The sequence below is a fragment of the Desulfosarcina cetonica JCM 12296 genome (genome assembly GCF_001311845.1).
GTDB lineage: Bacteria > Desulfobacterota > Desulfobacteria > Desulfobacterales > Desulfosarcinaceae > Desulfosarcina > Desulfosarcina cetonica.
In genome coordinates this window covers 1-15396 of sequence record NZ_BBCC01000159.1, presented here as the reverse complement: position 1 = coordinate 15396, position 15396 = coordinate 1, and the positions used below count along the sequence as shown (strand labels likewise).

Genomic DNA, 15396 nt, shown 5'->3' with positions numbered 1-15396 from the left:
TGCCCGTGGGCCAAACGGCCCTGGCGCGCATCAAGGCCTACCGGGACCGGCTTTACCAGCAGGCCGGCATCGGTACCGAGGTCGACGGCCCCCTGTTTTTGAACAAGAACAAAGGTCGGCTCAGCGCCCGGTCCGTGGGCCGCATCCTGGAGGATTTGATTCGGCGTTGCAGCCTGGCCGTGCCGATTTCACCCCACGGCATCCGACACAGTTTCGCCACCCATCTGCTCGATGCGGGCGCCGATCTGAGGACGGTTCAGGAGCTATTGGGCCACAAGAGCCTGTCCACCACCCAGAAATACACCCATGTGAGCATCGACCGGCTGATGGCGGTCTACGACAAGGCCCATCCCCGGAACTAACCCGGAAAGGATCAAACGGTTTGCCCAAATCATTTTCAGCAGCGGAACACGCATACCGGTTCCACGGTACGACCATTCTGGCCGTGCGCGGCAAGGATCGCGTGGTGATGGCCGGTGACGGCCAGGTGACGCTCAACAACACGGTGGTCAAGCACCATGCCAAAAAGGTGCGGCGGATCTACAAGGACCGGATTTTGGTCGGATTTGCCGGCGCCACGGCCGATGCCCTGAACCTGACCGAGAAACTGGAGCACAAGCTGGAGCGTTTCAACGGCAACCTGACCCGGGCGGCCGTGGAACTGGCTCGCGAGTGGCGCGCGGACAAGATCCTGCACCGCCTGGAGGCGCTGATGATCGCGGCGGACGGCAACACCATGCTGCTCATTTCCGGCAGCGGGGACGTGATTGAACCGGACCGGGGCGTGATGGCCATCGGCTCGGGCGGGGTGGCGGCCCAGGCGGCGGCCACGGCGCTGTTGACCGAGACCGGGCTGGACGAACGCCGGATTGTCGAGACGGCCATGAAAATTGCCGCCTCCCTGTGCGTCTTTACCAATGACCAGATTACCATCGATGAGCTGTTAACGCATGAATGACCTGAAACCTGGCGAAATCGTCGCCGAACTCGATAAATACATCATCGGACAGCATGCGGCCAAACGGTCGGTGGCCATCGCCCTGCGCAACCGCTGGCGGCGCCGGCAGGTGCCCGATGATCTGCGGGACGAGATCGCGCCCAAAAACATCATCCTGATCGGGCCCACGGGCGTGGGCAAGACCGAAATCGCCCGACGCCTCTCCCGGCTCAGCGATTCACCGTTTTACAAGGTCGAGGCCTCGAAGTTCACCGAAGTGGGGTACGTGGGCCGGGACGTGGAGTCCATGGTGCGGGACCTGACCGAACTGACGGTCAACGCCATGCGCGCCGCCGCCCAGGACGCCGTGCGGGAGAAGGCCGGCCACATCGCCGAGGAGCGCATGCTGGATCTCTTGTTGCCCAAGGCGGACCGCCCGCGTAGCGAAACCACCGGTGAAGGCGGGCTCGAGGTGGTTAGCGCAACCGCCGAAAACAGCCACTCCACGCGGGAGAAGCTGCGCAAGATGCTCAAGGCCGGCAAGCTGGACAGCCGCTATGTGGATTTGGACGTGGCCGATCGCAGCATGCCCATGGTGGAGATCTTCTCCAATGTCGGCATGGAGGAGATGGGCATCAACTTCAAGGACATGCTCGGCCCGCTGCTGCCCAAGAACACCCGTCGGCGCAAGGTCAAGGTGCCCGAGGCCCTGAAGATCATGAGCGCCGAGGAAGCCCAGAATCTGGTGGACATGGAAGCGGTGGTGCAGGAGGCGGTCATCCGCGTGGAGCAGGCCGGGATCATCTTTCTCGACGAGATCGACAAGATTGCCGGTGGCGGAGAGAAGGGCCACGGCCCGGATGTCTCCCGCGAAGGGGTGCAGCGTGATCTTCTGCCCATCGTGGAGGGCTCCACGGTGAACACCAAGTACGGGCCGGTGAAGACCGACCATATCCTGTTCATCGCTTCGGGCGCCTTTCACGCGATCAAACCCTCGGACCTGATTCCGGAGCTGCAGGGCCGTTTTCCCATCCGGGTGACCCTGGATGCCCTGGGGCGCGGGGATTTCGTGCGCATCCTGACCGAGCCGCAGAACGCCCTCTTGCTGCAGTACATGGCCCTTTTGCGCACCGAGGGCGTCGAGCTGGTGTTTGCCGACGAGGCGGTGGAGAAGATTGCCGAGATCGCCGAGGAGGTCAACACCCGCACGGAAAACATCGGCGCGCGGCGTTTGCATACGCTCATGGAACGGCTTCTGGAGGATATCCTTTTCGACGCGCCCGATCTGGCCGACACCCGCTATGTGATCGACGGGGCCTATGTGACCGAAAAGCTCAAGGCCATCAAGGACGACGAGGATCTGAGCCGGTATATTTTATAAAAAGAAGGAAGTCCCTATGTCACCTGAAACCCTTGCCCCCAATTCGACGGTGGCCGACATTCTGATCGAGGCGCTGCCTTACATCCGCCAGTTTTCCGGGATGACCGTGGTGATCAAGTACGGCGGCCATGCCATGGTGGACGAGCAGCTCAAAACCGACTTCGCCCGCGACATCACGCTGCTTAAATTTATCGGCCTCAACCCGGTGGTGGTGCATGGCGGCGGCCCCCAGATCAACCGGGTGCTCGACCAGATGGGCATCCGGCCCCAGTTCGTGCGCGGCATGCGCCTGACCGACGGCCCCACCATGGATGTTGTCGAAATGGTCCTGGGCGGCAAGGTCAACAAGAGCATCGTGGCCCAGATCAATCAGCAGGGCGGCAAGGCCGTCGGGCTCAGCGGCAAGGACGGCGGCCTCATCGAGGCCCGCAAGATGCACATCGTCCACCAGAGCGACGCGGGCAGTCCGCCGGAGATCATCGACCCGGGCATGGTGGGGGAGGTGACCCGCATCAATCCGGCCATCATTCACACCCTTTCGGAAAAAGGCTTCATTCCCATCATCGCCCCCGTGGGGGCCGGCGCCAGGGGGAAACCTACAATATCAACGCCGACCTGGTGGCCAGCCATATCGCCACGGCGCTCTCCGCCGGACGGTTGATCCTGCTTACCGATGTGGATGGGGTGATGGATGCCGAGGGCCAGCTGATCTCTTCCATCGATGCGGCCACCATCGGGCGGATGATTGCCGACGGCGGCATTTCCGGCGGCATGATTCCCAAAATCGAATACGCCCTGCACGCCATCAAAAACGGCGTGAGCAAGGTTCCGATCATCAACGGCAAGCGCCGGCATGCGATTTTGCTGGAGCTGTTTACCGACCGGGGGATCGGGACGGAAGTGACAGAATAAAAGCAGGTTTTTAGGCGGAAGGTATTTAGGCTGAAGGACGAAAGAATCCTATCCTCCACCCCCGAACCTTTTTTTCGGAGAAAAAAGAATGACAGAATCAATCATGCACACCGCGGACCGGGTGATTGCGGCGACCTATAAACGCTTCCCCATCGTGTTGCAGCGCGGCAAGGGCTGTAACCTCTGGGACACCCAGGGGCGCCAGTACACCGATTTCGTTGCCGGCATCGCCGTGTGCAACCTGGGCCACGCCCATCCGCGCATCGCCGAAACCATTGCCCGCCAGGCCGGGGAACTGGTGCATGTCTCCAATCTTTACTACACCATTCCGCAGACCGAACTGGCCCGCCTGTTGACCGAGAATTGCTTTGCCGACCGCGTTTTCTTCGGCAATTCCGGGGCCGAGGCCAACGAGGCGGCCATCAAGCTGGCCCGCAAATACGCCAAGGACCAGGGACAGCCGGAGCGCTTTGGCATCGTCTGCATGGAAAAATCCTTCCACGGGCGCACCATGGCGACGCTGTCGGCCACCGGCCAGGACAAGATCCGGAAGGGATTCTCCCCGGTTTTGGAAGGGTTTTCCTTCGTGCCTTTTAACGACATCGAGGCCTTGGCGGCCGCGGTTGACGATCACACTTGCGCCGTCCTGCTCGAGCCGATTCAGGGCGAGGGGGGCATCCATCCGCCGGAACTGGGTTACCTGACGCAGGTCCGTGAGTTGTGCGACCGACGGGGCGCGCTGATGATCCTGGACGAGATTCAAACCGGCATGGGCCGCACCGGCAAACTCTTCGCCCACGAACACTACGACGTCGTTCCGGACATCATGACCCTGGCCAAGGCCCTGGCCAACGGGCTTCCCATCGGCGCCATGCTGGCCACGGAGAAGGTGGCCCAAAGTTTCGGCGTGGGCGCCCATGCCTCGACCTTCGGCGGCACCCCGCTGGTGACGGCCGCCGCCCTTACGGCCCTGACCATCCTGCTGGAGGACAAGGTCATCGAGCGTGCCGGAGAGACCGGGGCGTATTTCAAGGATGCCCTGAGCAAACTCAAGCTGCGGCACCGCTGCATCCTCGACGTTCGCGGCCAGGGCCTTTTGCTGGGCATGCAGTTGGATGCCCCGGCCGACGACCTGATCGGCAAGTTGCTGGAACGGGGGTTTCTGGTCAACTGCGTGCAGGGCGATACCTTGCGTTTCGCGCCGCCGCTGATTATAGAGAAAAACGAAATCAACGCGCTGATCCGCTGTTTGGATGAGCTCCTGCCCTAACGTTGTAAAAGTCTATTTTATCGAAGGAGAACGGAAGTGACGGAAAAGATCAACAAAGTGGTCCTGGCCTATTCCGGTGGGTTGGATACCTCGGTAATTCTGCGATGGCTCATCGAGACCTACGACTGCGAAGTGGTGACCTTCTCGGCCGACATCGGTCAGACCGACTCCCTGACCCATGTGGAAGCCAATGCAATGAAGACCGGGGCCGTCAAGGCCTATGTGGATGACCTCAAGGAAGACTTCGCCCGCGATTACGTTTTTCCGGCTTTTCGGGCCAACGTGATCTACGAGGGACAGTACCTGTTGGGAACTTCCATCGCCCGGCCGTTGATCGCCAAGCGACAGATGGAGATCGCCGCCATCGAGGGGGCCGATGCGGTCAGCCATGGCGCCACGGGCAAGGGCAACGACCAGGTGCGTTTCGAGCTGAGTTACTATGCCATCAAACCGGATATCAAGATCGTGGCGCCCTGGCGGGAATGGGACCTGCACTCCCGCACGGCCCTGATGGCCTTTGCCCAAAAGCACGGTATCCATGTGCCCACCACCCATGAAAAGCCGTACAGCACAGACGGCAATTTGCTCCACATCAGCTACGAGGGCGGCATCCTGGAAGATCCCTGGGCCGGCCCGCCCGACGATATTTTCACCCTGACCGTCTCGCCCAAGGATGCGCCGGACACCCCCGAAACCATCGAGATCACCTTCGAAGCCGGTGACCCCGTGGCGATCAACGGCCAGACGCTTTCCCCGGCCAACCTCCTGGCCGAACTCAACCGCCTGGGCGGCAAGCACGGCATCGGCCGCGTGGATATCGTGGAAAACCGTTTCGTGGGCATGAAATCCCGCGGCGTGTACGAAACCCCGGGCGGCACGATCCTGCGCCTGGCCCACATGGGCATGGAGTCGATCACCATGGATCGCGAGGTGATGCATTTGCGCGATGCCATGATTCCGCGCTACGCCGAGCTGATCTACAACGGCTTCTGGTTCTCGCCGGAAATGGAGGTTTTGCAGGGCATGATCGACAGCACCCAGAAGAACGTTTCCGGCGTGGTGCGCCTGGAACTGTACAAGGGCAACTGCATCTTAAGGGGCCGCAAGTCCGAGCGTTCCCTCTACAGCGAAGCCCACGCCACCTTCGAGGATGACGATGTTTACAGCCAGGCCGATGCCGAGGGCTTCATCCGGCTCAACGCCCTGAGGCTTCGCATCCGCAAGCTCATGCAGCAGAAAGGATAGGGCCGACCATGGCGGACAAACCCTGGGACGGACGCTTTGCGGAGAAGACGGACAAAAGCGTGGAGGCCTTCACCGCCTCCATCGCCTACGACCGGCGACTATACCCGTATGACATCGCCGGGAGTATCGCCCATTGCCGCATGCTGGCCAAGGTTGGCGTGATCACCGACGAGGAGGCCTCCCAACTGGTGGAAGGCCTTGGCACCATCCAACGGGAACTGGACCACGGCGAGTTCACCTTTGACGACAGCCTGGAAGACATCCACATGCACATCGAGGCGCGGCTGCTCCATGTGGCCGGAAAGGTGGCTCAGAAGCTGCACACGGCCCGCAGCCGCAACGACCAGGTGGCCCTGGATGTGCGCATGTACCTGCGTGACGAAACCCGTCAGACCCTGGATCTGATCAAACGCCTGCGCGCGGTGCTGGTGGAGATCGCCGAGGCGCACGCCGACGTGGTCATGCCCGGTTACACCCACACCCAGCGGGCCCAACCGGTGCTCTTCGCCCATCACATGCTGGCCTACTACGAGATGTTCACCCGCGATCAGCAGCGTTTCGCCGACTGTCTGGGCCGCATCAACGTCATGCCCCTGGGGGCCGCCGCCTGGCGGGAACGACCTATCCCATCGACCGGGCCTACACGGCCGAGCTTTTGGATTTCCCCGCGGTCAGCGCCAACAGCATGGACGCGGTGGCGGATCGTGATTTCGCCATCGAATTTCTCTCGGCGGCGAGCATCTGCATGGTTCACTTGAGCCGCATGTCGGAAGAGTTCGTCCTCTGGTCCACGGCGGAGTTCGGTTTCATCACCCTCTCCGATGCCTTTGCCACGGGCAGCAGCATCATGCCCCAGAAGAAGAACCCGGACATCCCCGAGATCGTGCGCGGCAAGACCGGCCGGGTGGTGGGCGCCTGGTGGCCTTGATCACCCTGATGAAGAGTTTGCCCATGGCCTATAACCGCGACATGCAGGAAGACAAGGAGCCGCTCTTCGATGCCGTGGATACCTTGAAGGCCTGCCTTTCCATCAACGCCCAGATGATTCCGCGCATCACCGTCAACCGCGAGACCATGCGCCGGGCCGCCTCGGTGGGGTTCCTCAACGCCACGGACATGGCCGATTATCTGGTGGGGCAGGGCATGCCCTTTAGAAAAGCCCATGATTGCGTGGGCAAGGCCGTGGCATTCGCCCTGGAACAGGGCAAGGAGCTGGACCAACTGAGCCTGGACGAGCTGAAACAGTTCTCCCAGCTGGTCAAGGCGGACATCTTCGACCACCTCACCCTGGAACATATGATCGACCGGCGTCAGAGCCTGGGGGGGACTTCCACCGAGAATGTCCGCGGCGCCATCGCCGATGCCAAAAAGGCCTTGGCCGAGGAGAAAGCGGGGTAAATCGATTGCACAGCCATCCTCCCCAGCACGCGACGATCCGCACCTGGCGGGCGCCGTCCATCGGTGTCCTCCTTGGGGTGGCCTTGCTCCTGATCGCATTGGCCGTCAATGGATGCGGGGTCAAGGGACCGCCGGTGCCCCCCCAGCGACCGCCCCTGCCGGCCGTGGGCGATCTTGCCTACCGGCTTTCCGGCGCGTCGGTGGTGTTGTCCTGGCGTCTCAACGCACCGTTGGAGAAGGCTGCCGCCGGCCGGTCGGAATTCGTGATCCAGCGCTCCCGCAATATGCTCGACACGCCGCCGTGCGAGAACTGCCCATTGATTTTCGAAACAGCGGCCACCCTGCCGTATACGGACGCCCCCGAGCTTCAATTCTCGACCACCCTGCCGCTGGAAGCGGGAAATCACTACCGCTTCAAGGTGTATCTGCAGACCGGTTCGGCAAAAGGTGCGGATTCGGCCGTGGTCCAGTTCGACTATCCGGGCGATGACATCCCGCCGGCCGCCAAGGAGACCCCATGAATCCCCTCCCGTTCTTCAAGATGAGTGGCAGCGGCAACGATTTCATCATCATCGACAACCGGGAGGCCATCGTTCCCGAGACGCGTCTGGACGAACTGATCGTCGGTGCCTGCCGCCGCAAACTCTCCGTCGGCGCCGATGGGCTGATCCTGATCGAGGATTCGCCGCGGGTCGACTTCAAGTGGCGTTTTTTCAACGCCGACGGCTCGGTGGCCGAGATGTGCGGCAATGGCGCCCGGTGTGCGGCACGCTTCGCGCTAATCCATGGCATCGCCGGCCGGCAGATGGCCTTCGATACCCTGGCCGGCACCATTGAAGCCGACGTCGGCGCCCGATCGGTCAAGCTGCGCATGACCGATCCCGTGGATCTGAAGGACGGGATTTCCCTGGATTTGGAGGGAACGCCGGTCATGCTGGCGGGCAGCATCAACACCGGTGTGCCCCATGTGGTGATGCTGGTGGACGATGTCGACACCGTGGATGTGGTCTCCATCGGCCGCCGGATCCGGCGGCATGCGTATTTCGCCCCGGCGGGCACCAATGTCAATTTCGTGGCCCTTGCGCCCGGCGGCCGGATCTTCATCCGCACCTATGAACGGGGCGTGGAAGACGAGACCCTGGCCTGCGGCACGGGCAACGTGGCCGCCGCCCTGTTGCTGGCCCATACCCAGGGGATGACCTCGCCGGTGACCCTGACCACCCGCAGCGGGAGTGACCTGACCATTTACTTCGAGTGGCAGGGCGACCGTTTTGCAGAGGTCTACCTGGAGGGCGATGCCCGGGTGATCTATCGCGGGGAGTTGTGGGAGGAAGCATGGCGGCGCTGACCGCGACCCACACGGCCTTTATTTCCGTGGGGGCGAACCTGGGCGACAAACTGGATAACTGTCTGAAGGGCATTGCCGCCGTCACCAAGGGGGACGTGGCCCGCCTGATCGCGGTGTCGCGGTTTTATCGCACCTCGCCGGTGGACTATGCCGACCAGGATTGGTTCGTCAATGCGGTCTTCAAAATCCACACCCGCCTGGAACCGGCAGCCCTGCTCGATCATCTCATGGCCATCCAGCGGCGCATGGGGCGCAAGGCGGGCGCATCCGCTTCGGACCGCGGGTCCTGGACCTGGACATCCTGCTTTACGATGATCGGGTGATGAAGACGGCCGATCTCGAAATCCCCCACCCGCGCATGCACAAAAGGGCCTTTGTCTTGCAACCCATCTGTGATATAGACCCATCGGTCGTTCATCCGGTGCTGGGACGCGCCATGGCCGATCTTCTGGCCGCCCTGGACGATGCCGGCCAAAAGATTTTTCCCCTGGCGGATCAACCCGCACTGACAACAGACAGGTTGCCATGAAACTGTTGATTCTGATTGCCTTGGTCTACCTTGCCTACCGGGTCGGCACCCGCTGGTTGAAGCGAACGCTTCAGATGCCCCGGGAGGACAGGTCCGCCGACGCCTATATCGATGACGTCATGGTCCGGGATCCGGTCTGCGGCATCCATTTTCCCCGGCGGGAAGGCGTGGAACTGCAGCACGGCGGAAAGACCTACCTTTTCTGCTCGACGGCCTGCCGGGACCGCTTTTTGAAACAGCAGGAAGAAAAGGCCGATTGAACAGGGCAATCGCATTTGGAGCCTATTCACCAAAATAATGGTCGCAGGCAAGGCCAGCTCCTACAACAAACGACGATAAATATAATGCTATATCCACTCGATCGGCAACGTTTGAAACCGCTACCATCAATTTTTGGAAGGAAAGCTCCATGAAGTTCTTTATCGATACCGCCAATGTTGACGAGATCCGCGAGGCGCATGCCATGGGCATGGTTGACGGGGTGACCACCAATCCGTCTCTGATTGCCAAGGAGGGACGCGTTTTTGAGGACGTCATCAAAGAGATCTGTGAGATCGTCGACGGCCCCATCAGTGCCGAGGTGATCAGCCTGGATACCGAGGGGATGGTCAGGGAAGCGCGCGAACTGGCCAAGATTCACAGCAACATCGTCATCAAGATCCCCATGACCGTGGACGGCCTCAAGGCCACCCGGCAGCTCAGTCAGGAGAATATCAAGACCAACGTCACCCTGGTCTTCTCACCCTTGCAGGCCCTGATGGCGGCCAAGGCCGGCGCCTCCTATGTGAGCCCCTTTGTGGGCCGCCTGGACGACCTTTCTCAGGACGGCATGCAGCTTGTCGAGCAGATCGTCGAAATCTTCAACAACTACGGCTTCGACACGGAAGTCATCGTGGCCAGCATCCGTAATCCGCTGCATGTCCTGGATTCGGCGCTGATGGGCGCGGATATCGCCACGATTCCCTTCAATGTGCTGAGCAAGCTGGCCGCCCATCCCTTGACCGACAAGGGGATCAAGGCCTTTCTCGCCGACTGGGAAAAAGCCAAAAAATAGCTTTACTTCCGTCCGATCGCCGGAGTGAAATCCCATGGAAAAAAAGCGGATCAACGCACTTCTTACCCATCCCAACACATTGACGCTGTTTCGCATCCTTGCAGTGCCGATCGTGGTCGTGTTGCTGATGGTGCCCAACCGGTTCACGGCCTTCGTCGCCGGCCTGTGCTTCAGCGCCGCCGCCATCACGGACTACTTCGACGGCTACCTGGCGCGGCGTTACGGACTGGTTTCCAACCTGGGGAAGGTGATGGACCCGGTGGCCGATAAGCTCTTGGTCTCCAGTGCGCTGATCATGCTGAGTTCCCTGGGATGGATGCCGGCCTGGATCGCCTGCATCATCATCGGTCGTGAACTGGCCGTGACCGGCCTGCGCAACATCATTGCCGAAAACAAGCTCGACGTTTCCGCCTCCAGCCTGGGGAAGTACAAGACCGGCTTCCAGATTGCGGCCATCATTCCGTTGATGCTTCACTACCCGGCGCTGGGTTTCGATTTTCAGGCCATCGGGATGGTTTTCCTTTGGGGCGCGCTTGTCTTCACGATCTGGTCCGGGGCGGATTACTTCCTCCGTTTCCGAAAACTACTCAAGGGTTGAAAAAACCTGTTGACAGGCGGACCGATATTTTGTAGATATGCGTTTCCATTTGAGCGGGAATAACTCAGTGGTAGAGTGCGACCTTGCCAAGGTCGAAGTCGCGGGTTCAAATCCCGTTTCCCGCTCCATTTTTTTTTAAGGCGGCATAGCCAAGTGGTAAGGCAGAGGTCTGCAAAACCTCCATTCTCCGGTTCAAATCCGGATGCCGCCTCCATCATCTGCTTAAAATAATTGGATCCCATTTTCGAAGCACCGCAGGCAACTGCGGTGCTTCAGCTTTTAGTGCCTGCCGCAATTCCCCCCGACCCCAAAGGCTTTCCACCAAGGCCCCAAAAATTCACTGATGCGGTTATCTACAAAGCTCAAGTTATGGGGGGATTGAACGCGTCCAAAAACATTTCAAGATAGTGTTAAGTTTTAAGTATTAAGTGTTAAGCGGTGGATCGGATCCGTTTGGTTAACAAATTGGCAGTATTCCTTTCCTTAACACTAACTCTCCGACGATTTGTTTTATGCGATACTTGCTTAATCAAAAATCACTGGAGCTTTCTGGATAACCGAATTCACTGATTCAGAATGCATTGGTGTCACCTATCGTGACAGCCATACAATCCCTCAATCGGAAGAATCGACACGAATCGTGACACCGGCGATTCTCCCAAAAGCATAACCGGCTTAATTTAAATAAGAAATTTTATTGGTTCCGATTGTATGACATTTGCATGATCTAATTACCCGCCGCCCAAAAAATAAACATTTATTGAAAATCGGTGAGGAGCCAGGCGATTGACACGCATAGGAGCGGGCCATGCCCGCGAAAAAACAACAATCAATCCCAATGCGGTCACGCTGGCCTGGGCATCAAGAATAAGGAGGGTTGGCTTCTATTTGATCTATAGCAAGCTATAAAAGCGTTTCTTCTCAAGCGCATCGGATAAACAGCCTGTTTTGTCGACAATACAATTGGACTGGTCTGCGTTGTGAAAGATAGATCCATAGCGGAACATAATATACGAATCGTTACGCCGGATGCAGGCGCATTGGATACAGCATGAAGCTGTCTTCCAATGCGGTTGTGATCCGGCGTTTTAATTGCAGTCAATAAAACCTCTGGCTTGGACCGAGCCACCCGAAAAGGTTCGGACCGTTCCGGCGGGATTTCAAATCAAACCACGGCACTTTTTTAAGCATCGAACCTCAAACGCTGGATGATAGGGTTCACTTCACCCCGTCATCCGAAGAAATAATCTCTCGCAGAGTCGCAGAGCTCGCAGAGAGGAACAACAAACTGCATGGCTTCGCCCAAAAGCCAGAATGGCCCCATGCCATGGCTTTCATTTGATTTCTTTCTCGGAAATCAAGCATCCTCTGCGTCTCTGTGCCCTCAAGCGAAGCGGGCGAGAGAAAAAAATGGTTCTCAGCCCCTTTTAGGGGACTTATCCAAGATCAAACAAATTGATGGCAGGAAGCGGCCGAGAAAACGCACGAAGTTTATAAATTGGATCAAGCCACAGTGCCCGGGTTTTTCAAGCACTGCAACCCCTGAAGAGGTCTGTAAAGAACTGGTGATGGTTCAGTTGGTTCAGGAATCAGGCACGAACATTACTTATCGGCTTGGGCGGTGACTATGCAGTGAGGTGAACAACAGCCGGGCGTTGTGTTACTACGGTGGTCCAAAAAAAAGGATGGGAGAAGCTCTGAGTCAGCCAGAATTAAAAGGGTCTGATCATGGGGGGAAAGGATACCAATAAACCAATGGACCCCGAATCCGCCTGTTCGGTCTGCTCACCGAGGAATTGAAGGAAATGGTCGGTGCAACATTCGGTGTTGATCCGGATTCGGAAAAGGCGGGAGTGGTCTTGGGAAAGAGGATTTAGCGGAAACGTAAGGCGTTGGGGTTGGATTCGCGGGATGTGGGGTAGGATGATTGTCAAAACGAGGTCCATGCATTTTGATGAATGGCCTGGACCTCGCCTCGTTTTCTTGAAATAGAATGGGTTGAGGAAAGAAAAACGCATAAAAACATCCCCGTCCCCAACGTCCCATCCGGGCAGTTCGCAGTCGTTGGCTTCAACATACTGGCGCATGGAACGTTCCATCAACCGCCAGATCAACAGAGATATCAATAGAATTAACTCCAGTACTTCGATCCGCCTGGCCTTCTTCAGAAAACTGAAATTTTTCTCAATACCGATCTGGCTCTTATACAATGAAAGCAATGCTTCGGCGGACCATTCCGCTTGCTGATCCAAAAGGTTGGTCAACAGCACAAAGCAACCGGCTTCTTCCCTGAGGGAATCAATCTTGTCTGAAGCTTCGGTAATGGTGGTCACCAAGCGATATTCATAGCGCACGACTTGTCTGGGTTTGGCTAAAGCCGGCCTGCCGCGACTGTATTTGGGCACAGTTTCAACATCACCAAGGAGATGGTGATAACTGGAACTGGATTTATGGATCAGTTTGTCTGAATACTTATAATGAAAATATATACATTTTAACATATCCTATGGATGTCTAATAACATGCGAAAAACAAAATATTTACTATTCAACATTTTATTTAAAATATTTAAATTTTTAACTATTATTTTTATTTCGGCAAATTATGGACTTGCCTTAGAATGCAATTTTCCGCCCTTTCTAGAAATAGATTGTATTGAGCATGAAATACTCAAAAAAGAGATAATTTCAACAATTGCGAATAAATATTATGGGACACTACAGGAAAAGCCAGTAAGCAAAATTTTATTGGACTTTAACGAAATAAAAGATGAAACTAAAATACTAGTTGGAACTCGAATTAAAATCCCAAAAATCCATGGTTTAAATTTTCCTGAAGATAAAATAATCAACAAAATTCGTATTGACCCATCAGAAAAAAGTACCTCTCTTTAATGGACGCATTAGGTTATTGCTCCGATCAACCAGCAACACAGTTTGATATCCCTATAATAGATAACTTTGAAAGTTCTAAAGTTCAACTATTTTCAACTGTTGATGGTCTACCAGCAAACGGTACGCTATGTGTTGATCAAGATCGTGAAGGAAACTTATGGATTGGAACATTTTCAGGTGTAAGTCGATTCAATGGTTCAACTTTCAAAAACTATGGACGGAAAGAAGGTTTTGTTAATGATTATGTTTGGGCAATTTTAGGAGATAAAGATGGGAATATTTGGGCAGGAACTCAAAGACATGGTCTTTTCCAATTTAGCAATGATAAATGGAATCAGTGTAAAGGATATAGTCCTTATAATAATTTGCAAAATTTTGAAGACGGATTTATTTTCCAAGATAACAAAGGATGTATATGGGGAGGAGGGTACTCTATAGATTTTTTTAAAATTTACCAAAATTATCTGATTCCTATCAGTTTTAATGATAGGAATATAAGGATTCAAGACGTTGCTGAGAACGATTATGACAATCATTTATATGCTATAGAAGCATACCAATTAAGTAGCAACAATAATGAATGTAATTTTGCGGATATAAATAAAAGTATAAAACTCCTAAAAATAGCAGAAACCGATTCAAGCACTAATGAAAGTATAGTTAATATTGGCGAACCGTACTTAAAATTAAAAGGAATGCCCAAAGGGATCGCTTTTAATCAAAATAGAAAGATATATATTTTAGAAGATAAGAACCTGACATGTTCTTTTTTAAATAGCAACTATTCATGGCCGGCAAAACAATTTAACAAAGCAATTGAGATTCTTCCTGAATCAACTGCTAGACATATCATGGTAGATTTAAATGATTATGTTTGGATAGCATATCATGACTATTTCATTCGCTTTAAGGAGAAACACGAAATTAAAGTATATGGTCATTTACACGGTTTACCAGAGGGTAGATATTATTACGTTTTTCAAGATCGTACCGGACATATTTGGTTTTGCTCGAAAAATGGGCTTGCAAAGTATGATAATATTCCTCCAAAGATTGAATTAGTTGATGAAATACCTAAATTTATTAAAACATCTAATTTTTCTTTCAGGATTACTGGTAATGATGGCGACTTAGGCTCTCCACAAGAAGACATAATTTATAAATACAAATTGATTAGAAATCAAAATCACGGCAAATGGATAATTGCTGAAAATGGAAATGTTAATCTAAATAATCTACAAGAAAATGTAAAATATACAATATTAGTTCAAGCAATCGATGGTTTTCAAAACGTAACTGAAATTCAACATTCATTCAAAGTTGGTATTGATTATAATAGTCCGACCGTCACAATAACGAACCAGGAAGATTTTTTGCATCCTTTAAAAACTAATAGTTTTTCATTTAAAATTAGCGGTAGGGACGATTTAACACAGCAAACTGACCTTCTATATCGTTATAAATTAGAAAAGAAGTATGAAAAAGAGACTGAATGGCCAAATCAATGGAACAAAGAAGTTAAAGAAGTGCTATTTGAAAACATTATAAGCGGTGAGTATACTTTTCAAATACAAGTTAGAAATAGATTAGGAAATATTTCTCTAAATAAGATTAATTTCACAGTAGCTGCCACAGCTGACAGGCCAAAGATTGCATTGGAATCCCTTTTTAATTGCTATTATAATGAGAATAATAATAAGCCAATTTTGCATTGTTCTCCTATTTCTGATAGTAAAGAATTATTTTCAGGAAGAATTAAATTCATTGTGAGAAATATTGATAATAGACAAGAAAAGAAGGAACTACAATATGCTGTTCAGCTAAACCCGG

General features: G+C 54.5%; 16 protein-coding genes, 2 tRNA genes and 3 pseudogenes. 20 read left to right on the top strand and 1 reads right to left on the bottom strand.

Going from position 1 to position 15396, the window contains the following annotated elements; all coding sequences use genetic code 11:
- The 18 genes and pseudogenes from JCM12296_RS25805 to JCM12296_RS38935 form a co-directional block, all read left to right on the top strand.
- The coding region (locus JCM12296_RS25805) for a tyrosine-type recombinase/integrase (protein WP_157067902.1) at nucleotides 1-362 on the top strand (362 nt) is incomplete at its 5' end.
- 20 nt (nucleotides 363-382) lie between these two features.
- Nucleotides 383-958 (top strand): ATP-dependent protease subunit HslV, encoded by a 576-nt coding sequence (gene hslV / locus JCM12296_RS25800; RefSeq protein WP_054699279.1) that lies wholly within the window; start codon nucleotides 383-385, stop codon nucleotides 956-958.
- Entirely contained in the window at nucleotides 951-2318 is a 1368-nt protein-coding gene (gene hslU / locus JCM12296_RS25795; RefSeq protein WP_054699277.1) for an ATP-dependent protease ATPase subunit HslU, read from the top strand. The genes hslV and hslU overlap by 8 nt, the downstream gene beginning before the upstream one ends.
- 16 nt (nucleotides 2319-2334) lie before the next feature.
- Nucleotides 2335-3230 (top strand): annotated as a pseudogene (argB, locus tag JCM12296_RS25790) (acetylglutamate kinase).
- Between the two features lie 88 nt (nucleotides 3231-3318).
- Nucleotides 3319-4500 carry an acetylornithine transaminase gene (locus JCM12296_RS25785; RefSeq protein ID WP_054699275.1) on the top strand — a complete coding sequence of 394 codons (1182 nt, stop codon included), beginning with the start codon at nucleotides 3319-3321 and terminating at the stop codon, nucleotides 4498-4500.
- 36 nt (nucleotides 4501-4536) lie between these two features.
- The gene (locus tag JCM12296_RS25780) at nucleotides 4537-5745 is read left to right on the top strand and encodes an argininosuccinate synthase (protein ID WP_054699273.1); all 1209 of its coding nucleotides are present in this window, start codon (nucleotides 4537-4539) and stop codon (nucleotides 5743-5745) included.
- 8 nt (nucleotides 5746-5753) lie between these two features.
- Nucleotides 5754-6673: pseudogene (gene argH, locus JCM12296_RS50840) on the top strand (argininosuccinate lyase).
- Entirely contained in the window at nucleotides 6664-7143 is a 480-nt protein-coding gene (locus JCM12296_RS49460) for a hypothetical protein (RefSeq protein ID WP_306304126.1), read from the top strand. Before argH ends, JCM12296_RS49460 begins: the two are co-directional and overlap by 10 nt.
- Nucleotides 7144-7148: 5 nt before the next feature.
- Nucleotides 7149-7664, top strand: a complete 516-nt coding sequence (locus JCM12296_RS25770) for a hypothetical protein (RefSeq protein WP_054699272.1) — start codon at nucleotides 7149-7151, stop codon at nucleotides 7662-7664.
- Nucleotides 7661-8491 carry a diaminopimelate epimerase gene (gene dapF, locus JCM12296_RS25765; RefSeq protein ID WP_054699270.1) on the top strand — a complete coding sequence of 277 codons (831 nt, stop codon included), beginning with the start codon at nucleotides 7661-7663 and terminating at the stop codon, nucleotides 8489-8491. The genes JCM12296_RS25770 and dapF overlap by 4 nt, the downstream gene beginning before the upstream one ends.
- Nucleotides 8479-8814, top strand: coding sequence for a 2-amino-4-hydroxy-6-hydroxymethyldihydropteridine diphosphokinase (gene folK, locus JCM12296_RS45675; RefSeq protein WP_054699268.1), 336 nt, complete (start codon nucleotides 8479-8481; stop codon nucleotides 8812-8814). The genes dapF and folK overlap by 13 nt, the downstream gene beginning before the upstream one ends.
- Entirely contained in the window at nucleotides 8814-9020 is a 207-nt protein-coding gene (locus tag JCM12296_RS45670; RefSeq protein ID WP_054699265.1) for a 2-amino-4-hydroxy-6-hydroxymethyldihydropteridine diphosphokinase, read from the top strand. Before folK ends, JCM12296_RS45670 begins: the two co-directional genes overlap by 1 nt.
- Nucleotides 9017-9280 (top strand): YHS domain-containing protein, encoded by a 264-nt coding sequence (locus JCM12296_RS25750; RefSeq protein WP_054699263.1) that lies wholly within the window; start codon nucleotides 9017-9019, stop codon nucleotides 9278-9280. The genes JCM12296_RS45670 and JCM12296_RS25750 overlap by 4 nt, the downstream gene beginning before the upstream one ends.
- Before the next feature lie 149 nt (nucleotides 9281-9429).
- Nucleotides 9430-10074: a fructose-6-phosphate aldolase gene (fsa, locus tag JCM12296_RS25745; RefSeq protein ID WP_054699261.1), complete on the top strand. Its 645-nt coding sequence runs from the start codon at nucleotides 9430-9432 to the stop codon at nucleotides 10072-10074.
- A 34-nt stretch (nucleotides 10075-10108) separates the two neighbouring features.
- Nucleotides 10109-10672 carry a CDP-diacylglycerol--glycerol-3-phosphate 3-phosphatidyltransferase gene (gene pgsA / locus JCM12296_RS25740; protein WP_054699259.1) on the top strand — a complete coding sequence of 188 codons (564 nt, stop codon included), beginning with the start codon at nucleotides 10109-10111 and terminating at the stop codon, nucleotides 10670-10672.
- 53 nt (nucleotides 10673-10725) lie between these two features.
- A tRNA-Gly gene (locus JCM12296_RS25735) sits at nucleotides 10726-10800 on the top strand.
- Nucleotides 10801-10811: 11 nt separating this feature from the next.
- Nucleotides 10812-10886, top strand: a tRNA-Cys gene (locus tag JCM12296_RS25730).
- A gap of 1078 nt (nucleotides 10887-11964) precedes the next feature.
- The gene (locus tag JCM12296_RS38935; protein WP_157067901.1) at nucleotides 11965-12297 is read left to right on the top strand and encodes a hypothetical protein; all 333 of its coding nucleotides are present in this window, start codon (nucleotides 11965-11967) and stop codon (nucleotides 12295-12297) included.
- Between the two features lie 417 nt (nucleotides 12298-12714).
- Here JCM12296_RS38935 and JCM12296_RS50835 read toward each other — a convergent pair.
- A pseudogene (locus JCM12296_RS50835) lies at nucleotides 12715-13137 on the bottom strand (IS1634 family transposase); the annotation flags it as partial.
- A 57-nt stretch (nucleotides 13138-13194) separates the two neighbouring features.
- Here JCM12296_RS50835 and JCM12296_RS25720 point away from each other — a divergent pair.
- Together JCM12296_RS25720 and JCM12296_RS25715 are read left to right on the top strand one after the other, a co-directional pair.
- Complete coding sequence (locus JCM12296_RS25720) at nucleotides 13195-13566, top strand: LysM peptidoglycan-binding domain-containing protein (RefSeq protein WP_054699255.1); 372 nt, start codon at nucleotides 13195-13197, stop codon at nucleotides 13564-13566.
- A partial coding sequence (locus JCM12296_RS25715; protein ID WP_157067900.1) for a two-component regulator propeller domain-containing protein occupies nucleotides 13566-15396 on the top strand: 1831 nt, incomplete at its 3' end. The genes JCM12296_RS25720 and JCM12296_RS25715, both read left to right, overlap by 1 nt.